Below are 19316 nucleotides of genomic sequence, written 5' to 3'. Positions count from 1 at the left end.
TGGAGCAAAAAAAAAGGCGCGAGTTCAATACTCGCGCCTTCTTTGTAACAGCGTGTCAACAAGCGCCCATCAAGGGCGGTCGTCGACCTCCTTGCCGGTAGCGGCAGGAGGGATCAAGTCTTCGCTGTTGAGGTTCAGCCAGATCAGCACCACGTTGGCGATGTAGATCGACGAGTAGGTGCCCGCCAGAACGCCGATGAACAGCGCCAGGGAGAAGCCCCACAGGTTGTCGCCACCGAAGATCATCAGCGCAGCAATCGCCAGCAACGTGGAGATCGATGTCGCCATGGTCCGCAGCAGGGTCTGGGTGGTCGAGACGTTGATGTTCTCGATCAGCGACGCCTTGCGCAGTACACGGAAGTTTTCACGCACCCGGTCGAATACCACGATGGTGTCGTTGAGCGAGTAACCAATGATCGCCAGCACCGCCGCCAACACTGTCAGGTCGAAAGTGATCTGGAAGTACGCGAGGATGCCCACGGTCACAATCACGTCGTGGATCAGCGACACAATCGCGCCGACGCCGAACTTCCACTGAAAGCGGAACGCCAGGTAGATCATGATGCCGACCAGCGCCATCAGCATGCCGAGGCCGCCCTGGTCGCGCAGCTCTTCACCCACCTGCGGGCCTACGAACTCAACGCGCTTGACCGACGCCGGGTTGTCGCCGCCGACCTTCTGCAAGGCTTCGGCTACCTGGTGACCCAGTTGCGGGTCTTCACCTGGCATACGCACCAGCAGATCGGTAGTTGCACCAAAGCTCTGCACGATGGCTTCGTGATAGCCGGCCTTGACCAGCTCGTTGCGCACCAGGGTAACGTCGGCCGGCTTCTCGTAGGTCAGCTCGATGAGCGTACCGCCGGTGAAGTCCAGACCGTAGTTCAGGCCCTTATGGAACCAGCTGAACAGCGCCAGAACGGTAAGGAGCACAGTGACGCCGAACGCAATGTTGCGAACGCCCATGAAGTTGATTGTACGTAACATGGCAGCCCCTTAAATCCACAACTTCTTGAAGTCACGCCCGCCAAAGATCAGGTTGACCATTGCGCGGGTCACCATGATGGCCGTGAACATCGAGGTAAAGATACCGAGGGACATGGTGACCGCAAAACCTTTGACCGGGCCGGTGCCCATGGCAAAGAGAATCCCGCCGACCAGCAAAGTGGTCAAGTTGGAGTCAAGAATCGCGGTAAATGCCCGGCCGAAGCCTTCGTTGATTGCACGCTGTACGGTCATGCCCGCCGCGATCTCTTCACGAATCCGCGAGAAGATCAGTACGTTGGCATCTACCGCCATACCCATGGTGAGCACGATACCGGCGATACCTGGCAGGGTCAGTGTAGCGCCCAGCAGCGACATCAGCGCCAGCAGCATGACCATGTTGCCCGCAAGGGCCACGGTGGCAATGATGCCGAAGAAGCGGTAGATGGCAATGATGAACAGCGACACGAACAGCATGCCCCACAAGGCCGCGTCGATACCCTTGGTGATGTTATCGGCACCCAGGCTCGGGCCAATGGTGCGCTCTTCAGCGAAGTACATCGGCGCCGCCAGGCCACCGGCACGCAGCAGCAGTGCCAGCTCGGACGATTCGCCCTGGCCGTTCAGGCCTGTGATGCGGAATTGAGCACCCAGTGGCGACTGGATGGTCGCCAGGCTGATGATCTTCTTCTCTTCCTTGAAGGTCTGCACCGGCACGTCTTTCTCGACGCCGTTGACCACTTGCTTGGTGTAGGTGGTGATCGGGCGCTGCTCGATGAAGATCACCGCCATGCTGCGACCAACGTTGCTGCGCGTGGCGCGGCTCATCAGTTCGCCGCCGTGACCATCCAGACGAATGTTCACTTCAGGCGTACCGTGCTCGCCAAAACCAGCCTTGGCATCGGTGACCTGGTCGCCAGTGATGATCAAGCCACGCTCGATCAACGCTGGAGGACGATTACCTTCACGGAACTCGAATTCTTCGGCAGTCGCGCGAGAAGCACCCGGCTCAGCAGCCAGACGGAACTCCAGGTTGGCGGTCTTACCCAGGATACGCTTGGCTTCAGCAGTGTCCTGCACGCCCGGCAACTCGACCACGATGCGGTTGGCGCCTTGACGCTGAACAATCGGCTCAGCCACACCCAGCTCGTTGACGCGGTTACGTACCGTGGTCAAGTTCTGCTTGATGGAGTATTCGCGGATTTCCGCCAGCTTGGCTGGGGTCATCGCCAGACGCAGTACAGGTTGACCATTGAGGTCGGCCGGCACGATGTCGAAATCGTTGAAGTTCTTGCGGATCAGCGCACGGGCCTGTTCGCGGGACGCTTCGTCAGAGAAGCCCAGCTGGATGGCACCGTTGAGCTGCGGCAGGCTGCGATAACGCAACTTCTCTTTGCGCAGCAGGCTCTTCACATCGCCTTCGTAGACTTTCAGGCGTGCGTCGAGGGCTTTGTCCATGTCGACTTCCAACAGGAAGTGCACACCACCGGACAAGTCCAGACCCAGCTTCATCGGGTGCGCGCCAATGCTGCGCAGCCATTTTGGCGTGGTCTGTGCCAGGTTCAGCGCGACAACGTAGTCGTCACCCATGACCTTGCGCACAACGTCTTTGGCCGGTAATTGGTCTTCTGCCTTGGTCAGGCGCAACAAGCCGCCCTTCGCATCAGCCGCCAATGTTGCCGCTTTAACCTGAATGCCCGCATCGGTGAGCGCTTTGCTCGCGCGTTCCAGGTCAGCCTGATTGACTTGCAGCGAAGTGCTGGCGCCCGTGATCTGGATCGCAGGGTCATCAGGATAAAGATTGGGAGCGGAATAAATAAAACCGATCGCCAGCACCGCCAGGATCAGTACGTATTTCCACAGAGGGTATTTGTTCAGCATCACGCCGCCCGCTTATAACGCGGGGCGCCTTGCGCGCCCCGTCGATTGGTAAAGGTTGTTACTCAGATCGCTTTGAGCGTGCCTTTTGGCAACGTGGCGGCGATGGCGCCCTTCTGGAACTTCATTTCTACGGTGTCGGAGACTTCCAGAACCACGAAAGCATCGGAAACCTTGGTGATCTTGCCGGCGATGCCGCCAGTGGTCACAACTTCGTCACCTTTTTGCAGGCTGCCCAGCAGGTTTTTCTGCTCTTTGGCGCGCTTGGCCTGTGGACGCCAGATCATCAGGTAGAAGATGACCAGGAAGCCGACCAGGAAAATCCACTCAAAACCACCGCCCATAGGGCCGGCAGCGGCAGGCGCAGCGGCGTCAGCCATGGCATTAGAGATAAAAAAGCTCATTTAGCACTCCAGTTGCAAATAGTGAATCTTAGGGTCGGAAAACTCAGTCCAAGGGCGGCACAGGGAGCCCGCGCTTGGCATAGAAGGCATCGACGAAGGCGGCCAATGTACCCTGTTGAATAGCCTCGCGCAAACCAGCCATCAGGACTTGGTAGTGACGCAAATTGTGGATGGTATTCAACATGCTACCCAGCATTTCCCCGCACTTGTCCAGATGGTGCAGATAAGCGCGCGAGAAGTTCTGGCAGGTGTAGCAGTCACAGGTGGGATCCAGCGGCGAATCATCATGGCGATGGAACGCGTTACGGATCTTCAGCACGCCTGTATCGATGAACAGATGCCCATTGCGGGCATTACGGGTTGGCATCACGCAATCGAACATGTCCACACCGCGGCGCACACCCTCTACGAGATCCTCCGGTTTGCCAACGCCCATAAGGTAACGAGGTTTGTCAGCCGGCATCAGGCCCGGCAGGTAATCCAGCACCTTGATCATCTCGTGCTTGGGCTCGCCCACCGACAAACCGCCGATGGCCAGGCCGTCAAAGCCGATCTTGTCCAGGCCTTCCAGCGAACGCTTGCGCAGGCTTTCGTGCATGCCGCCCTGAACGATACCGAACAGCGCCGCGGTGTTGTCGCCATGGGCATTCTTCGAACGCTGAGCCCAACGCAACGACAGCTCCATAGAGATACGCGCCACGTCTTCGTCCGCCGGGTACGGCGTGCACTCGTCAAAGATCATCACGATGTCGGAGCCCAGGTCGCGTTGCACCTGCATCGACTCCTCCGGGCCCATGAACACCTTGGACCCGTCGACCGGCGAGGCGAAGGTCACGCCCTCCTCCTTGATCTTGCGCATGGCGCCCAGGCTGAACACCTGGAAACCACCGGAATCGGTGAGGATCGGGCCCTGCCACTTCATGAAGTCATGCAGGTCGCCATGCTTCTTGATCACTTCCGTGCCCGGGCGCAGCCACAGGTGGAAGGTGTTGCCGAGGATGATCTCGGCGCCGGTGGCGACGATGTCACGCGGCAGCATGCCTTTTACGGTGCCGTAGGTGCCCACGGGCATGAAGGCCGGGGTTTCGACGGTGCCGCGCGGAAACGTGAGGCGACCACGACGAGCCTTGCCATCCGTGGCCAACAATTCAAACGACATACGACTCATAGTTGTTCCTCAGGGCCCGCTTCTTTAGGAGCAGTCGGCGCAGGGTTTCGGGTGATAAACATCGCATCACCGTAGCTGAAAAAACGGTACTCGTTGGCGATGGCCGCTTGATAAGCGGCCATGGTTTCCGGGTAACCGGCAAATGCCGACACCAGCATCAACAGCGTGGATTCCGGCAAATGGAAGTTGGTGACCAGGCAATCGACCACATGAAACGGCCGGCCCGGGAAAATAAAGATATCGGTGTCGCCGCTGAACGGCTTGAGCACGCCATCACGCGCCGCACTCTCCAGCGACCGCACGCTGGTGGTGCCCACCGCCACAACACGACCGCCGCGCGCCTTGCACGCCGCCACCGCATCCACCACTTCCTGGCTGACTTCGAGCCATTCGCTGTGCATATGGTGGTCTTCGATGTTATCCACACGCACCGGCTGAAACGTGCCGGCCCCCACGTGCAGGGTCACATAGGCACTTTCGACGCCCTTGGCAGCAATCGCATCCAGCAGCGGCTGGTCGAAATGCAGCCCAGCCGTCGGCGCGGCAACCGCACCCAAGCGCCGCGAGTACACCGTCTGATAGCGCTCGCGGTCCGCATCTTCATCGGGGCGGTCTATATAAGGAGGCAACGGCATATGGCCGACGCGTTCCAGCAGCGGCAACACCTCTTCGGCAAACTTGAGCTCAAACAGCGCGTCATGGCGCGCGACCATTTCGGCCTCGCCACCGCCATCGATGAGGATGCTCGAACCCGGTTTCGGCGACTTGCTGGAGCGCACATGGGCCAGCACACGATGGCTGTCCAGCACCCGTTCGACCAGAATTTCCAGCTTGCCGCCGGACGCTTTCTGGCCAAACAGCCGTGCCGGAATCACCCGGGTATTGTTGAACACCATCAGATCGCCTGGGCGCAAATGCTCAAGCAAATCAGTGAATTGACGGTGTGCGAGGGCACCGCTCACCCCGTCCAGGGTCAGCAGTCGACTGGCGCGACGCTCGGCCAAAGGGTGGCGAGCGATCAGCGAATCAGGGAGCTCAAAAGTAAAGTCAGCAACGCGCATGATGGGGTTCGTCTAGCAGGGCCGGGAAGTCTAGCGGAAATAGTGAAAATAGACCATGAAACGTGATTGACCAACGGTAATCTCATCTCTATACTTCGCCGCCATTGAGCCCTGATGGCGGAATTGGTAGACGCGGCGGATTCAAAATCCGTTTTCGAAAGGAGTGGGAGTTCGAGTCTCCCTCGGGGCACCACATAGCAGTATCTGAGAGTCTCTACCAGCCTCTCAGACCCAGATAAACCGGCCACTTGGCCGGTTTTTTTGTGCCTGTCTGTCTACCCCTGTCTCCCCTTATCCGTTGTATCCCTGTATCCCTGCTTGTATCCTGAGAAAAATACCGAACTTTGGGATACAAGGATGAAGCGCGCAGATATCAAGCGCCGCCCTCTTGCAGACACGACGCTTGCAGGGCTGGAGCCGGAGTCAAAGGAATACCGGGAGCTAGACGGAAACGGCCTTTACTTCAGGGTCAAACCTGATGGTGGTAAATCCTGGCAGCTACGCTACAAACGTCCAGCAGGCAATTGGGCTTGGATGGGGCTCGGGGGTTACCCAGAGGTCAGTGGTGCGCTGGCAAGAGACAAAGCTGCCGATCTACGCAAGGTAGTAAGCAGCGGCGCCGATCCCCTTGAGCAGAAACGATCCGCTAAAGCTGCGATCGATGCGGCCAAGGCCCGAACGTTTCGAGCTGCTGCTGAAGCTTGGCTAAAGGCCAAAGAAGAAAAAGGCCTCGCCCCATCTACCCTTCATAAAATCCGCACCTACCTGGATAAGGACATACTCCCCGCATTGGGAGATAAGCCCCTCGACGAAATCACTCGTACGGACTGTGCAGATCTCCAGGCATCCCTCGAAGCTAGAGACGCTCACAACGTGGCAGAAAAGTGCCGCACCTGGATCAACCAAATCTTCGGCCGAGCGATTGGTTTAGGACTCACCGAAAACGATCCGGGCAGCCGCCTTCGCGACATTGCCGCCCAGGCGCCCAAGACTCAGCAGCATCCACACTTGCTGGAGCCTGAACTCGCTGAGTTCCTCCAAGCACTCAAAAACACTCCGAGCAGACTGACGGCACGTACCGCCGCATGGCTTTGTATCTGGACGGCATCCCGCCCAGGCATGGTCCGCTTGGCTGAATGGAAAGAGTTCGACCTTGAGAAGGCCATTTGGACGACGCCTGCTGCCAAGATGAAGATGCGCCGGGATTTTGTATGCCCCCTTCCCCACCAAGCCGTTACAGCACTGAGGGAACTGCACTGTTTAACGGGACGGAGTCGCTGGCTTTTCCCCGGCGTCGGAGCAAAGAACCCAACCATCAGCGAAAACACAATCAACAAAGTCTTCGCTACCATCGGCTACAAAGGGCGTCTAGTAGGACACGGTACTCGACACACCGCGAGCACGTTACTTCGAGAACATGGCTGGCCGAAGGAACATGTTGAAGCGCAATTGGCTCACAAAGAGGAAGGCATCTCGGGGGTATACAACAAGGCCCAATACTTTGAGCAACGCGTAAAAATGATGCAATGGTACGCCGATCACCTTGATTCCCTAGAGGCCGGAAATGTAGTGCAAGGTCAATTTGGGAAGGCCGTGTGAAGCAGTTAACCCTATACCCCCTAACAAATGGTGTTACGGGTGTTACCCGTGTTACGCAAACATATAAACCATTGTTTTTATTGAACATATTTAGCGTTACACGCAATGCGCAATCTCTGAACACCACGTGTTACACCGAGCAGTCGTGTTACAGAAAGGCCACACCCGCAATCCTGCTGGCATCCGCGCTTCCCTTCGAAAACCGCTGCGTTAGCCCACTGGCCTCGGGGCGTCGGGGAGAACTCAATGGACATTGAGTACAGCATAGAACTAGAAATCGCCGGCGTGGATGTCGGCTGCCTACTTTGGGATCTCGACGATGTTGAAATCGCTGTTCGCACGTTGTCGTTGTATCACCAATTCTCCGAACGCTTTAGCGATGCGTTTCACTGCATCGACAACGCGATGTCCTACTGGCTAGAGGACGGCCGCTACGCTGACTGTGCAGAATCAACTACAACGAAGATGTTTCATCTTCGAAGCGTGATTGATCAGCACGTTTGTTTTTCCGAAGCGACCTCACTACCTAGAGTCATTCGAGGCGTCTTAGGGGTCAATCACCCAGCCAGCGACACCCAGCTTGTAGCAACCTATGCGCTCATTCAGGCAGTCGAGGCAGTAACGGCACTTGGCAACTGGCTTTTCAACCTAGAGCTGCGTCTCTATGACCTTGACTATGATCTGGTTGAGCAGATCAGGCTAACTGACGCCACCCAGTATGCTTCTCTCCTCAAAAGGGAAAGGGAGCGTAGCAGCGAACTTGAAATAGAGGCCCGGGAGGAGTTCGCCATTCGGTATGGCGAGACCTCAAAAGCCTTGATGTTAGCTTCGCTGTACCAAGAAGCTGACCACATGGACAACCTCAGAAACGACTTGATCGCATCTCGGTTTCTTCGAACTGCACTCGATCAGGCATTTGCAGCTAAAGCGTCGGAAAGAGCCAAAGCAGCCGGGAAAGCCAACGGCAAGCCGGGGACAGTGAAGCAAGAGAGAACCAAAAAGCTTTTTGAAGAGATAAGCAAATCGGCAATAAAGCAAATCGCTATTGACCCCAAAATATCAGCGGCCGACCTCGTCAAAATGCTCGTTAAACAGGGCAAGGGCTCTATACCAACCGTAAGGAAATACCTAAAGAAAGGCGGTTTTCTACCCACATAATTTTTATGCAGTGGGAGAAAAGCAAACCGTGTTTGCTTTTTTTTTGCCTCTTAGTCTGTGCCTGTCTTTCACTTTACAGGCACGACTATGAATCGCCCCGGGTTTTCTAGACACTCTCAAGGCTCGCTGCGTAACGCTTTTCAAACTCTACCGGTGACAGCTGATTGTTGAAACTGTGGCGTCGTTTTGGGTTGTAAAACATCTCGATGTAATCGAACACATCATCTCGAGCATCCTGGCGTGTAGTGTAGATTTTACGCTTGATCCGTTCCCGCTTCAGCAACTGGAAAAAGCTCTCCGCCACAGCGTTGTCGTGGCAATTACCTCGACGACTCATGCTGGCTACCAGGTTGTTAGCTTTCAAGAAGCTTCGCCAGTCTGAGCTGCTGTACTGACTGCCTTGATCCGAGTGGATCATCACCTCTTGCTTCGGCTTACGTCTCCAAACCGCCATCAGCAGTGCATCAATGGCTACGTCGCTGGTCATCTGCGACTTCATTGACCAACCAATGATCTGGCGTGAAAACAGATCGAGCACCACGGCCAAATACAGCCAGCCTTCATATGTTCGGATGTAGGTAATGTCTGTGACCCAAACTTTGTTGGGTTCTCTGACATCGAATTGGCGCTTCAGTAAGTTCGGTGAGGCAACGGCTGGCTTACCGCCGTATTTTCCAGGCCTCCGTCGATACCCAGTCTGAGAACGTAAACCTTCAAGGCGCATCAACCTAGCCACCCGGTGACGGCCACAGCTCTCACCAACCTCTCGCAGGTCATCATGGATCTTTCGATAGCCATAAACGCCACCGCTTTCCAGCCAGGAGTGTTTGATCAATCCAAGCAGTCGCTGATCGTCCTTGGCTCGCGCAGATTTTGGTTCTGATAGCCACGCGTAGTAGCCGCTGGGATGAACCTTGAGCGTCAGGCAAAGCCGTCGAATCGCGTAATGACCCGCTTGCTGCTTAATAAAGGCGTACTTCAGCCGCACTCCTTGGCAAAGTACGCGGCGGCCTTTTTTAAGATGTCTCGCTCCTCCGTCACCCGTTTCAGCTCGGCACGTAGACGACGAACCTCAGCGCTCTGATCATCCTCCTCAACGCGCTGTTCCTGAGGCTTGGTGTAGCGCTTAACCCAGGCATAGAGGCTGTGCACAGACACACCCAATCGTGCAGCCACCTCCGAGACAGGAAGCTGCTTTTCGGTCACTTGCTTGACCGCCTGGATTTTGAATTCTTCGGGATAACGCTGGTTGCTCATGGCACCTCCTAATGGGCCTCATTTTAAGGCTTGGAGGTGTCTACGAAACTAGGGGCGATTCAAGGCGTACCTAGGAGATACGCTCCAAGGCGCAGTACTTACAGAACCGAAGGCGATGCAGCGCTTAGCCATCAAAGATAAAGAGTTATCCGCTGAGAAGGTCCCTTTGAGCACTATATTGGCAAACCCTGAGGTGGTAAGTGACAGGATCCGCAGCTACCTCAAGGGACTGCTTTATCACAACCTCCCAAAAATCGAGGCTATTTTTAAGATCGCCCTAGAGGTAGATATCTTTCCAGACGAAGAGCTCAAGATCAGACTTCTTGAATTAGTACAGATCAGGCACGACGTTGTTCATAGGAACGGAAAGGACAAGAATGGGGCGGAGCACTCATTTCCAGCAGAATGGGTTACGCAGGCAATGGAGGACGTCAGAAAATTTGTCGAAACCGTTGAAGCATCTGTCGTACGTGCTCGCCTTGCATTACTCTTCCCGCCCAAGGATAAGACGCAGCCGGACTAAATGTGTATCCCGGCTTGTATCCCTAATCTTACAATCACCCTGCAAGGCTTGATTTATATGGAATGCACGAGTCTCCCTCGGGCACCATCTTAAAGAAAGACCTTGAAATTCAAGGTCTTTTTTTTCGCCTGTGAAAAAGTGAGCAGGCACAGGCGAACGCAGACGTTAAGGAGCCGGGACCATGGAATTGACGCTGGAAGCTGTTGCCCTTTTTGCTCTCAAGTTGGTGCATGAGACCGAAGGTGCGAGCCCGATTCTGCGCGATGACCTGGTCATGGATGGGTATGAGCGCGAGGTGTTCGGGTTGTTGGTGCGTCAGGGGGATTTGGCCGCGATTCAGCTCAAGCTTGATGAATGCCTGACATTAGCACTCGACTCCCTGGGCGGGCCAAACACGGTGATGGGGCGTGAGCTGCAACGGCTTGCGGTGGACGTGCGCCAAGCGCCGACACTCGAAGCACTCGACGCCCCGCTCAACGCACTCAAGGACTACCTGAAAGCCATCCTGTGACGCGACTTACCGCCGCCCTTCAACCGCCATTCGCACCGCCAACCCCATCAACACCGAGCCCATCACCCAGCGCTGCGCCACCTGCCAACCCGGGCGGGTGACGAAGAACACCGCGATGGAGCCCGCCATAACGGCAATCACCGAGTTGACGCTCACGCTGATGGCAATCTGCGTAAAGCCCAAAATCAGCGATTGCGTCAGCACACTGCCATGCCCGTTCGGGTCGATAAACTGCGGCAGCAACGACAAGTACATGACTGCCACTTTGGGGTTCAGCAGGTTGGTCACAAAGCCCATCATGAACAGTTTGCGCGGGCTGTCCTGGGGCAAATCCCGAACCTGAAACGGCGAACGACCACCCGGCTTGACCGCCTGCCAGGCCAGGTACACCAGGTACAACGCCCCGCCGAGCCGCAGCGCGTCGTAGGCAAACGGCACCGCCATCACCAGCGCGGTAATCCCCAATGCCGCGCACAACATGTAAACCACAAACCCCAGCGCAACACCGCCCAGCGAAATCAACCCGGCCGTACGGCCTTGGCAAATCGAGCGGGAAATGAGGTAAATCATGTTCGGCCCGGGCGTGAGTACCATGCCGAGTGAGATCAGGCCGTAGGCTAGCCAGCTGGACAGTTCGGGCATGGTGTCGCTCCTTAAGAGTTGTGCTGGGCACCATGGTAGGGCGATGAAAAGCAGGCCGTTAGATACAGATCCGCGAGCAAAACGTCATACACATAAACAAAAAAAGAGACCTTGGCGTCCCAAGGTCTCTTTACTGCCAACACTGATTCAACGGATGTACACCCTCCACTGTGGGAGCTGGCTTGCCTGCGAAGACGCCAGCCGCCACACCCTCAACTCACCCGCCTACACACCAACAGCGTCGCCCTCTTCCATCACCCCATTCGGCAACATCCCATTAGCCAAATCATCCACCACCGCCTTCGCCATCCCCCCCAAATAATGCGCCGCCCAGGCGTAGCGATCCGCGCTGTTGTCCATGGCGGCATCCAACGCGAGCATTTTGGAACAGTGCAGCAGCGCGGAGGCATGCTCCAGGTCAACGCGGATGAGTACGCCGGAGTTGACGCGAAATAGGCGGTGGAGGTCGGGCTGTTGGCCCCCTTTTTAATTATCGTCGCTAACAGAATGACTTTTCCCACGCACACCATCGAACAACACCGACATCAACCTCTGATCCCCCCTCGTACGCTCACTCCCTCGCACAAGGAAGTGAGCCCGTCATGTCAGAACGCGCGTACCCCATCACCGAAGAAGAACAACTCAAACGGCGCATCCTGATTCCGCAGCCGAAACGGGAGCCCTATTCGCCGCCGATAGACTTATTCAACTCGGCACCTGCCCCGGCGGCTACGCCCGTAAAGCTTCCGGGCTGCGTGTTCACCAAACCCTGCCAACTGCCCGACGGCATCATTCGCTACAACGACCCCACCGGTTACGTACCGCTGGAGCTGATCAAGGATTACGGCCACTTCAGCCTGTTGGGTGGGCGCGAGGTGGACAGCCGAGGCGCGGTTGCTTTGCGCAAGATCAGCGGCAGCGCCCTGCCCGTTGGTTTAGGGCAGTTGGCGTTGCGTTCGGCGGTGGTGGAATCCGCAGCCACCGCAGCTGGCACTGTCGCCGGTGGATTATTGGCCGGTTTGGTGGCGCTGGCTTGGCCGTCGGAGCTGGGTGATAGCGCGCTCTACAGCGAGGAGCAATTGCGTTCGCTGCCACAGGCGCGGTCGCAGATGCGTTTGCATGTGGAGCAGCGTGAGGACGGCACGCTCAAGGGGTATGGGTTTTACACGGGCAACCATGCCGATTGGCAGATGATTGATGTGGTGCAATTCCAAAGCCGTGGCGACCAATTTGTAGCGGATTTGGGTGAGGGCGTGGAGCTGATCTGGACGCCTGCGGTTGATCCGGGCGACACGCTGGGTATTCCGGCCTTGGAGGCAGCGCCGCAAGCGCCGGTGATTTGGATTTACCCACCGACCGAGAAGGCCGCGCAGATTCTGGTGAACCCGATTTATCCGCCGCAGTATCGGGATTTTATTCTGGGGTTCCCGGTGGAGTCGGGGGTTCGGCCGCTGTATGTGGTGGTTAGCGTTCGGGCTGGGGATCACTCCTACCACACCAAGCCTAAACTCTTGGCTGCGTTTCCAAAAGCAAAATGGGCACGCTCTAAAACGCCCATGAAAGGAGGAGGTAAACGTCCTAGATGGAAAGATCCGGACGGGACAATCTATGAGTGGGACTTTCAACATGGCGCTGTCGAAAAGTACACCAAACATGGAGTTCATCTCGGCGAGTTCGACCATATAACCGGAAAACAACGAAAGCCAGCCGATCCTAGTAGGAGGGTAGAGCCATGAACCACGTAATTATGGGCGTTTTGCCTAACGAGGATTTTGCATCCTTTGAGAAAGAGCTATCTCTATCCACTCAAGAGCTAATGGAGATTATGGGATGGAGCCAGCCTGAGGATTGCGTATTTGATTACCCATTGACGGAAGAACAAACACTCAAAATCGAAAAAGCGTGTGCCTTAAAACTGCCCAACCACCTTGACCTGTTCCTTTCCTCACACGAGTAACCAACCTAAGAGAATTTAGCCTTATGCGCAGACTTTCACTAACAAACAAAAAACTCCGCAACATCCCCAGGCGCCTCAAAGCCCTGAGCCGCTGGGCCGACAGCTTCGAAGGCTGTTTCTACGAAGAATTACCGCCTCAACCTGACTACGTAACCGAAAGAATCCCCGTCATCGAAAATCTTGTTGAGGGCAAACAAACCACACCGGAAATTCAGGCGCACTGTGCTCAACAGTTGATCAATGTCTCAGGCCATCTGCTTAAAGCGCGACCAGACGACGCCCCTGAATGCTGGGTTGTCGCCTGCGTCATGCTTCCGGACATGTTCTCAAGCCGAGTCTGTGTCTACACCGATAAAGCTCGCTACTTGGGCCACACTCAACCTTTCGACTATGAGTACTTTCGCCAAGCTCGAATCACTGGCCGAAGCCTGGCCAAAGAATGGAGCCTGACCATCCCACCGGGGCTTCACGAAGTCGGCTTTCACTTCATTCACGAGAATGAAGACGGAGATATCTTCGAGTCAGAGCACTGGTACTTCGGCGAGGTCAGCACGACAGACGAAGACCCAGGTGGTGAGCGCTGGAAGTACCAGACCTTCAGGTCCTTCCAGGCGCAGCACCCGCATTTGTTCGGCCCGACCTCTTAGCTCGACTTGGCCCTGGTCCCTGCCCCTCAACACAATATCCCAGTGTTTTCATGCGCTGTTCCGCGTCGCCTTCGCGGCGTACCAAACGGATTTTTTTGCTGCTAGAGGCGCACAGGACGTGGGAGCGCAGCGATGCAAGTGCTTCGGTCGGTCAGGCGTACCGAGGCGATCCCTTCGTAGCCTCGCTGGGGCTCGACAACTCCCACATTTGAGCCGGGCTGCTTCAGGTTTCCTTGAATACCAGCCGCGCGCGCAGGCCGCCCTGCTCCAGATTGAGCAGCGTAAGCCTGCATCCGATCTTCCCGACAATCATCTCCACAATCGCCAACCCCAGCCCAGCGCCATTGGCGTTATGCCGACTGTAAAACCGCTCAAACAAGCGCTCCATTTCCGCTTCATCAATCCCCGGACCTTGGTCTTCCACGCTCAAGCAGTCAGCGCCGATCACCACTTTCACTTCGCTGCCCGCGGGGGAAAAGTTAAGCGCGTTAGTCACCAGGTTTTGCAGAGCAATCGCCAACGCCACCGGCTCGGTTTGTACCCAACATTGCTCCTCCCCTTCCAGCACCAGCTCCACACCCTTTTCCATCGCCAGCGGCGTCAGCTCAGCCAGTTCTTCGCGCACCAGTTCCGTCAGTTGCACAGGCTTGCACACGGGGTTGTTCAGTTGCGGCTCGATGCGCGCCATGGTCAGCAACTGGCTCCCAATCCGCGTGGCGCGGTCCACGCCATTCACCAGAAAATCCAATGCTTCGCGCCGCTGTTCTTCGGTCGCAGCGCTTTGAGCGTTCTGCGCGTGGATGCGCAAAATCGCCAGCGGCGTGCGCAGTTCATGCGCTGCATCCGCGATAAACCGTCGTTCGCGCTCGAGCAGGTCATCCATCTGCACCAACAACCGATTAAGCGCCGTTTGCATCGGTTCCAGATCAGTCGGCAGCGGCTTGAGGTGCAGCGGCTGCAAGGTGTCGGTACTGCGCCCGCGAATTGACATCACCATGGCGCGCAACGGTTTCAGGCCCCAGCCGATGGTCAGCCAGATCAACACGGTCAGTAGCGGCACGCCGATCAGGGTGGGCCAGAGGGTGTGGCGCACGATGCGTTCGATCAGGTCCTGGCGAATGTCGTCGCGCTCGCCCACCCAGATCAGCAAGCCCTGCTGCGGGTCGGCGAGGAGGAAGGCGCACCAGTCGTTGCCGTTATCCATGATGTCGTGGGCGCCGAGGGTAGTCGGCGGCGCAGCCAGCACGGGCGCCTCGGCGGAGCGCACGAGGAGTTGACCGTCGGTGCGCCATACCTGGAAGGTCAGGCGGGTTTCATACGGGTGGGCGACGCCGTCCTCGCCGACGCGGCTCATGGCCTGGTCGAACGCCTGATACAACCTGTCCCAATCCGCTTCGCCGGGGTCGCGTTGGCGCAGTACGCCTTGCAGCAGGCGTGCGCTTTGGGCGAGTTGAGCGTCATAGACTTCTTCGATTTCATGGTGGCTGTCGCGCAGCACCAGCCAGCTGATCAGCGCGTCGCCGAGCAAAATAAACACCAGCACCGGAATAAGAATGCGCGCGCGAACGGAGGTCATGGCTTGAGCGCTAGTACATAGCCGACGCCGCGCACGGTGCGGATCAGCTCGGTGGATAACTTTTTGCGCAGGTTATGGATCAGCACTTCCAGGGTGTTGCTCTCCACCCGGTCTTGCCAACCGTACAGCGCCCGGGACAGGCGCTCGCGGGTCACGACTTTGCCGGGGCGCACCATCAGTTGGTGCAGCAGCTGGTATTCCATTGGGGTGACGATGATGTCTTGATCCTGATAGCGCACTTGCTGGGTAGCCGGGTCGAGGCTGACGCCAGCGTGCTCCAACATCGGCTGCGCGCGGCCCTGGCTGCGGCGCAACAGGGCGCGCACGCGGGCTTTGAGTTCTTCGACGTCGAAGGGCTTGATCAGGTAGTCGTCGGCGCCAGCGTCCAGGCCGGCGATACGTTCAGCGGTGCCGTCGCGGGCGGTGAGGATCAGCACCGGCAGGTCGTATTGCCCGGCACGCAGTTGCTGCAACAGGTCGAGGCCATCGAGGCGCGGCAGGCCGAGGTCGAGCAGGAGCAAATCGAAGCTTTCGGTGCGCAGTGCGTGCAAGGCGCTGAGGCCATCCTGCAGCCAATCCAGGGTGTAGCCTTCTGCGCCCAATGCCACGCGAATGCCCTGGCCGAGGGCACGATCATCTTCGACTAGGAGTAGGCGCATTGCGGAATCTCTGTAGGAAACGGCGGAATGATGCCGGTTCTGCAGCGGCCCCTTCGGGGAAAGATGTTACGGCGCGTTGCCAACTAAGGTTGCGCTAAGGTTGGTTTTGCACTGTGAAATCTCCCACATCTGCTGAGAGCTTTTCCATGCGCATAATTCTCCTGCTGTCCCTGATTATCGCCAGCCCCATGGCCCTCGCCGGCCCGCAGTGCACCACCGCCGAACGCTCGCAGTGGCAAGACGAAAAAGCCTTCCAGGACACGCTCAAGGCGCAAGGGTACGAGATCAGCAAGTTCAAGGTCACCGACGGTAACTGCTACGAGATCTACGGCTTCGACAAAGACAAACGCAAGGTCGAGATCTACCACGACCCGGTCACCGGCAAAGCCGTGAAGACTGAGATCAAGGGCTGATGCCAAGCGAATCCCTGCGCCTGTGGGACCCTCTGGTAAGGCTGTTTCATCTGTCTATCGCCGGGGTCTTCGTCGCCAACTACTTCTTTAACGAAGCGGGCGACGACTGGCATGTGTGGCTGGGCTACTACGCCATGGCCTGGTTGCTGGTGCGACTGGTGTGGGGGTTCGTAGGACCGCGCAGTGCACGTTGGTCAGATTTCTGGCCATCGCCTGCGCGACTCAGTGCCCATGTGCGTCGGGTGTTGGACGGGCGAGGGCTGCACCGCCTCGGTCATTCGCCCATCGGCGCGCTGGTGATGCTGTTGATGTTGTCGGCGCTGCTGACCCTCGGTATCAGCGGTTTCCTGATGCAGGAAGTCGACGCGTTATGGGGCGCCGACTGGCCGCTGCAAGTCCACGAAACCGCCGCCAATGTGCTGCTGGGTCTGGTCTGCGTGCATGTGCTGGCCGCCGTGTATGAAAGTCTCCAGGTGAAGGACAACCTGCCGTTATCCATGCTCACCGGTCGCAGGAAGCGCCTGCCGGATGAGCGTGCGCAGTAATCCTTTTCCCCAACAGGTTCTCTATGCGCTCCGCCTTACTGATCTGCAGCCTGCTCGCGGTGTTTTTCGCCGCCTGGCAAAGCCATCCGCCGCACGTGCTGGCGCCGTTTGCCCAGGCGAGCCCGAATACCTCCAAGGTCGCGACGGCGCCGCAATACACCAGCCGCTTTGTGTCCTCGCAACTCACCGACTTTGTGCACGCCTCCTCCGTCACCGCCCTGCCCGGCGGCGACTTGATGGCCGTGTGGTTTGCCGGCAGCCGCGAAGGCGCCGCCGATGTGCAGGTGCGCACCGCAAAGTTTGATGCGCGCAGCGGCGAATGGGGCGCCGAGCAGGTGCTGGCCACGCGCGAAAGTACCCGCGACGGCACGCAGCGCTACATTCGCAAACTGGGCAATCCGGTGATTGCGCTGGGGCCGGATAAACGCCTGTGGATGTTTTATGTGTCGGTGTCGGTCGGCGGCTGGGCCACCAGCGCGATCAACGTGATGGTCTCCACTGACCTCGGCGCAAACTGGTCGGCGCCGCGGCAATTGGTGACCTCACCGTTCTTTAATATCAGCACGCTGGTGCGCGCCGCGCCGGTGTTTCACGCCGACGGTTCGATTGGCTTGCCGGTGTATCACGAGTTCATGGGCAAGTTTGCCGAGTACCTGTACTTGAGCCCCGACGGCGCGGTGATCGACAAATTCCGCATCAGCCGTGGCAAGCACTCCCTGCAGCCGACCATCGTGGCGCAGGACGGCCAGCGCGCCGTGGCGATGTTGCGCTACGCCGGCGAAACCCATCACCGCGTGCTCGCCAGCCGCACCATTGATGCCGGGCAAACCTGGAGTGAGCCGTACCCGCTGGAGCCGGCCAACCCCAATTCATCCCTGGCGGCAGTGGCTACTGAGGATGACGGTTTGCTGGTGGCCCTCAACGACCTGCAAGACGGTCGCTTCAAGCTCAGCCTCTACTGGACCAACGCCCAGTTCAGCCAATGGCGTACGGTGGTGGAACTGGACCAGTCGCCCGACCCGCTCGGCCAGCCGTTCTCCCACGAGGCCTATAAAGAAATCATCGGCGAGGGCTTTCGCGCCTCCAGCGGCGCCAAGCGTCTGCCACTGGAACAACGCTTTCTGAGCAACCTGGATTACCGCGTGTGCAAACCGCGCGGCTGCGATTTCGAGTACGAGTACCCGTATTTCAGCCGCAGCCCGGACGGCATGTACCACGTGGTGTACTCGTGGAATAACACCTTTATCAAACATGTCAGCTTCAACGAAGCCTGGCTGGCGGAGCATTTGTGATGGTTTCTGTGTGGCAGGCCCATTTGAGTTTTGTGCTGCTGGGGTTTGTGCTCTTAAGCCTGTTTCGCTTTACCGCGCCGTGGCGGCCGTGGTTGCTGCCGATGCTGGTGGCGCTGAGTTTTATCCCGGTGAATGAACTGCCGTTGGCGGCGTACGTGCGCAGCTTTACCGATGACCTGGCGATCAGCACCTTGGTGTTGCTGGCGTGGGTGACGCTGTGCCGATTGGGCGTGGTGCAGCCGGTTAATCGCCCACATCAAGTGCAACTGCTGGTGCTGTTTGGCACGCTGAGCCTGCTGCTGTATCCGGCCACGATGGGCCTGACGTATTACGACCCTTACCGCTGGGGCTTCAACCCGCGGCCGATGATTGTGCTGGTGGGCGCGGCGGCCTTACTGCTGCTCTGGCTGCGCAACACGTTGACGGTGTGGATGCTGGCAGTGGGCACCCTGGCCTTCGCGCTGCGGCTCAAGGCGTCGGAGAACTATTGGGATTACCTGATCGATCCGCTCCTGGCGGGCTACTGCGTAGTCGCCGGGTTAATGCAACTCAACCTGTGGGAGCGGACTTGCTCACGAATGCGGCGTGTCAGGTAACAACGCTGGCACTGATAAACCGCCTTCGCGGGCAAGCCCGCTCCCACATTGGATCAGCGTCGTTTTGGAGGTTGGAAAGGGACACTGATGGCGATCCGCTCCCGTCGGGCCACTGCGTAGTCACTGGTTAACGCGATCCAAACTGTGGGAGCTGGCTTGCCTGCGAAAGCGGCGTGTCAGGCAACACCGCTGGCACTGAACCACCGCTTTCGCGGGCAAGCCCGCTCCCACATTGGAGTGGCATCGTTTGGGAAATTGGGAAGGGTCACTGATGGCGATCCGCTCCCGGCGGGCTACTGCATAGTCACTGGTTAGCGCAATCCAAACTGTGGGAGCTGGCTTGCCTGCGAAAGCGGCGTGTCAGGTAACAACGCTGGCACTGATAAACCGCTTTCGCGGGCAAGCCCGCTCCCACATTGGATCAGCGTCGTTTTGGAGGTTGGGAAGGG

General features: G+C 57.8%; 20 protein-coding genes, 1 tRNA gene and 1 pseudogene. 12 read left to right on the top strand and 10 right to left on the bottom strand.

Annotated features, from left to right (window positions below):
* Positions 1-69: 69 nt before the first annotated feature.
* From secF to queA, 5 genes are all read right to left on the bottom strand, one after another.
* Positions 70-984 (bottom strand): protein translocase subunit SecF, encoded by a 915-nt coding sequence (gene secF, locus ACM530_RS15500; protein WP_106578267.1) that lies wholly within the window; start codon positions 982-984, stop codon positions 70-72.
* A 9-nt stretch (positions 985-993) separates the two neighbouring features.
* Positions 994-2862 (bottom strand): protein translocase subunit SecD, encoded by a 1869-nt coding sequence (secD, locus tag ACM530_RS15495; RefSeq protein WP_106578266.1) that lies wholly within the window; start codon positions 2860-2862, stop codon positions 994-996.
* Between the two features lie 62 nt (positions 2863-2924).
* A complete protein-coding gene (yajC, locus tag ACM530_RS15490; protein WP_003175975.1) occupies positions 2925-3263 on the bottom strand; it encodes a preprotein translocase subunit YajC in 339 nt (112 codons plus the stop codon).
* Between the two features lie 43 nt (positions 3264-3306).
* Positions 3307-4422, bottom strand: a complete 1116-nt coding sequence (gene tgt / locus ACM530_RS15485) for a tRNA guanosine(34) transglycosylase Tgt (protein ID WP_003175976.1) — start codon at positions 4420-4422, stop codon at positions 3307-3309.
* 5 nt (positions 4423-4427) lie between these two features.
* The gene (queA, locus tag ACM530_RS15480) at positions 4428-5492 is read right to left on the bottom strand and encodes a tRNA preQ1(34) S-adenosylmethionine ribosyltransferase-isomerase QueA (protein WP_416362629.1); all 1065 of its coding nucleotides are present in this window, start codon (positions 5490-5492) and stop codon (positions 4428-4430) included.
* A gap of 108 nt (positions 5493-5600) precedes the next feature.
* Here queA and ACM530_RS15475 point away from each other — a divergent pair.
* From ACM530_RS15475 to ACM530_RS15465, 3 genes are all read left to right on the top strand, one after another.
* Positions 5601-5685 (top strand) — tRNA-Leu (locus ACM530_RS15475).
* 164 nt (positions 5686-5849) lie between these two features.
* Positions 5850-7091, top strand: coding sequence for a tyrosine-type recombinase/integrase (locus tag ACM530_RS15470; protein WP_313598803.1), 1242 nt, complete (start codon positions 5850-5852; stop codon positions 7089-7091).
* A 246-nt stretch (positions 7092-7337) separates the two neighbouring features.
* Positions 7338-8249, top strand: coding sequence for a hypothetical protein (locus ACM530_RS15465; protein ID WP_313598805.1), 912 nt, complete (start codon positions 7338-7340; stop codon positions 8247-8249).
* A gap of 106 nt (positions 8250-8355) precedes the next feature.
* Here ACM530_RS15465 and ACM530_RS15460 read toward each other — a convergent pair.
* Positions 8356-9506, bottom strand: a protein-coding gene (locus ACM530_RS15460) for an IS3 family transposase (RefSeq protein ID WP_104502081.1) whose coding sequence is annotated in 2 segments (ribosomal slippage) — positions 8356-9272 and positions 9272-9506 — 1152 coding nt in all. Because the reading frame shifts where the segments join, the coding sequence is not laid out codon by codon here.
* A gap of 115 nt (positions 9507-9621) precedes the next feature.
* Between ACM530_RS15460 and ACM530_RS15455 the strand changes: the two genes are divergently transcribed.
* Together ACM530_RS15455 and ACM530_RS15450 are read left to right on the top strand one after the other, a co-directional pair.
* Positions 9622-10029 (top strand): hypothetical protein, encoded by a 408-nt coding sequence (locus tag ACM530_RS15455; RefSeq protein ID WP_416362628.1) that lies wholly within the window; start codon positions 9622-9624, stop codon positions 10027-10029.
* 181 nt (positions 10030-10210) lie between these two features.
* On the top strand, positions 10211-10540 hold the full coding sequence (locus ACM530_RS15450; RefSeq protein ID WP_145164206.1) for a hypothetical protein: 330 nt from the start codon (positions 10211-10213) through the stop codon (positions 10538-10540).
* 6 nt (positions 10541-10546) lie between these two features.
* On the opposite strand, the gene ACM530_RS15445 is transcribed toward ACM530_RS15450, so the two are convergent.
* Together ACM530_RS15445 and ACM530_RS15440 are read right to left on the bottom strand one after the other, a co-directional pair.
* A complete protein-coding gene (locus ACM530_RS15445) occupies positions 10547-11182 on the bottom strand; it encodes a LysE family translocator (protein ID WP_145164208.1) in 636 nt (211 codons plus the stop codon).
* Between the two features lie 225 nt (positions 11183-11407).
* A pseudogene (locus ACM530_RS15440) lies at positions 11408-11662 on the bottom strand (DUF3077 domain-containing protein); the annotation flags it as partial.
* Positions 11663-11784: 122 nt separating this feature from the next.
* On the opposite strand from ACM530_RS15440, the gene ACM530_RS15435 reads away from it, so the two are divergent.
* Genes ACM530_RS15435 through ACM530_RS15425 form a run of 3 tightly spaced genes read left to right on the top strand, consistent with a single transcriptional unit; the run spans position 11785 to position 13786 of the window.
* Positions 11785-12918 (top strand): colicin E3/pyocin S6 family cytotoxin, encoded by a 1134-nt coding sequence (locus tag ACM530_RS15435; RefSeq protein ID WP_416362627.1) that lies wholly within the window; start codon positions 11785-11787, stop codon positions 12916-12918.
* Entirely contained in the window at positions 12915-13139 is a 225-nt protein-coding gene (locus ACM530_RS15430) for a pyocin S6 family toxin immunity protein (protein ID WP_145164211.1), read from the top strand. The genes ACM530_RS15435 and ACM530_RS15430 overlap by 4 nt, the downstream gene beginning before the upstream one ends.
* Before the next feature lie 23 nt (positions 13140-13162).
* Positions 13163-13786, top strand: a complete 624-nt coding sequence (locus tag ACM530_RS15425; protein ID WP_369302144.1) for a DUF3916 domain-containing protein — start codon at positions 13163-13165, stop codon at positions 13784-13786.
* Positions 13787-14009: 223 nt separating this feature from the next.
* On the opposite strand, the gene ACM530_RS15420 is transcribed toward ACM530_RS15425, so the two are convergent.
* A complete protein-coding gene (locus tag ACM530_RS15420; protein WP_416362626.1) occupies positions 14010-15362 on the bottom strand; it encodes an ATP-binding protein in 1353 nt (450 codons plus the stop codon).
* Positions 15359-16021: a response regulator gene (locus ACM530_RS15415; RefSeq protein WP_416362625.1), complete on the bottom strand. Its 663-nt coding sequence runs from the start codon at positions 16019-16021 to the stop codon at positions 15359-15361. Before ACM530_RS15415 ends, ACM530_RS15420 begins: the two co-directional genes overlap by 4 nt.
* A 146-nt stretch (positions 16022-16167) precedes the next feature.
* Between ACM530_RS15415 and ACM530_RS15410 the strand changes: the two genes are divergently transcribed.
* From ACM530_RS15410 to ACM530_RS15395, 4 genes are read left to right on the top strand one after another with little or no spacing between them, the layout of a single operon-like run.
* Positions 16168-16434 carry a PepSY domain-containing protein gene (locus ACM530_RS15410; RefSeq protein WP_416362624.1) on the top strand — a complete coding sequence of 89 codons (267 nt, stop codon included), beginning with the start codon at positions 16168-16170 and terminating at the stop codon, positions 16432-16434.
* Complete coding sequence (locus ACM530_RS15405) at positions 16434-16979, top strand: cytochrome b/b6 domain-containing protein (RefSeq protein WP_242199869.1); 546 nt, start codon at positions 16434-16436, stop codon at positions 16977-16979. The genes ACM530_RS15410 and ACM530_RS15405 overlap by 1 nt, the downstream gene beginning before the upstream one ends.
* Before the next feature lie 23 nt (positions 16980-17002).
* The gene (locus ACM530_RS15400) at positions 17003-18271 is read left to right on the top strand and encodes a sialidase family protein (RefSeq protein ID WP_416362623.1); all 1269 of its coding nucleotides are present in this window, start codon (positions 17003-17005) and stop codon (positions 18269-18271) included.
* Entirely contained in the window at positions 18271-18867 is a 597-nt protein-coding gene (locus ACM530_RS15395; RefSeq protein WP_416362622.1) for a hypothetical protein, read from the top strand. The genes ACM530_RS15400 and ACM530_RS15395 overlap by 1 nt, the downstream gene beginning before the upstream one ends.
* Positions 18868-19316 lie beyond the last annotated feature (449 nt).

The sequence above is a fragment of the Pseudomonas sp. NFX183 genome (assembly GCF_047943075.1).
Lineage (GTDB): Bacteria > Pseudomonadota > Gammaproteobacteria > Pseudomonadales > Pseudomonadaceae > Aquipseudomonas.
The sequence above is the reverse complement of the archived record's forward strand: the minus strand, read 5'-3'. Positions and strand labels throughout refer to the sequence as shown.

Bases quoted from the DNA above. Each gene is read 5' to 3' on its own strand.
- secF (WP_106578267.1), bottom strand. From the start codon at position 984: ATGTTACGTACAATCAACTTCATGGGCGTTCGCAACATTGCGTTCGGC.
- secD (WP_106578266.1), bottom strand. From the start codon at position 2,862: ATGCTGAACAAATACCCTCTGTGGAAATACGTACTGATCCTGGCGGTG.
- yajC (WP_003175975.1), bottom strand. From the start codon at position 3,263: ATGAGCTTTTTTATCTCTAATGCCATGGCTGACGCCGCTGCGCCTGCC.
- tgt (WP_003175976.1), bottom strand. From the start codon at position 4,422: ATGTCGTTTGAATTGTTGGCCACGGATGGCAAGGCTCGTCGTGGTCGC.
- queA (WP_416362629.1), bottom strand. From the start codon at position 5,492: ATGCGCGTTGCTGACTTTACTTTTGAGCTCCCTGATTCGCTGATCGCT.
- ACM530_RS15470 (WP_313598803.1), top strand. From the start codon at position 5,850: ATGAAGCGCGCAGATATCAAGCGCCGCCCTCTTGCAGACACGACGCTT.
- ACM530_RS15465 (WP_313598805.1), top strand. From the start codon at position 7,338: ATGGACATTGAGTACAGCATAGAACTAGAAATCGCCGGCGTGGATGTC.
- ACM530_RS15455 (WP_416362628.1), top strand. From the start codon at position 9,622: ATGCAGCGCTTAGCCATCAAAGATAAAGAGTTATCCGCTGAGAAGGTC.
- ACM530_RS15450 (WP_145164206.1), top strand. From the start codon at position 10,211: ATGGAATTGACGCTGGAAGCTGTTGCCCTTTTTGCTCTCAAGTTGGTG.
- ACM530_RS15445 (WP_145164208.1), bottom strand. From the start codon at position 11,182: ATGCCCGAACTGTCCAGCTGGCTAGCCTACGGCCTGATCTCACTCGGC.
- ACM530_RS15435 (WP_416362627.1), top strand. From the start codon at position 11,785: ATGTCAGAACGCGCGTACCCCATCACCGAAGAAGAACAACTCAAACGG.
- ACM530_RS15430 (WP_145164211.1), top strand. From the start codon at position 12,915: ATGAACCACGTAATTATGGGCGTTTTGCCTAACGAGGATTTTGCATCC.
- ACM530_RS15425 (WP_369302144.1), top strand. From the start codon at position 13,163: ATGCGCAGACTTTCACTAACAAACAAAAAACTCCGCAACATCCCCAGG.
- ACM530_RS15420 (WP_416362626.1), bottom strand. From the start codon at position 15,362: ATGACCTCCGTTCGCGCGCGCATTCTTATTCCGGTGCTGGTGTTTATT.
- ACM530_RS15415 (WP_416362625.1), bottom strand. From the start codon at position 16,021: ATGCGCCTACTCCTAGTCGAAGATGATCGTGCCCTCGGCCAGGGCATT.
- ACM530_RS15410 (WP_416362624.1), top strand. From the start codon at position 16,168: ATGCGCATAATTCTCCTGCTGTCCCTGATTATCGCCAGCCCCATGGCC.
- ACM530_RS15405 (WP_242199869.1), top strand. From the start codon at position 16,434: ATGCCAAGCGAATCCCTGCGCCTGTGGGACCCTCTGGTAAGGCTGTTT.
- ACM530_RS15400 (WP_416362623.1), top strand. From the start codon at position 17,003: ATGCGCTCCGCCTTACTGATCTGCAGCCTGCTCGCGGTGTTTTTCGCC.
- ACM530_RS15395 (WP_416362622.1), top strand. From the start codon at position 18,271: ATGGTTTCTGTGTGGCAGGCCCATTTGAGTTTTGTGCTGCTGGGGTTT.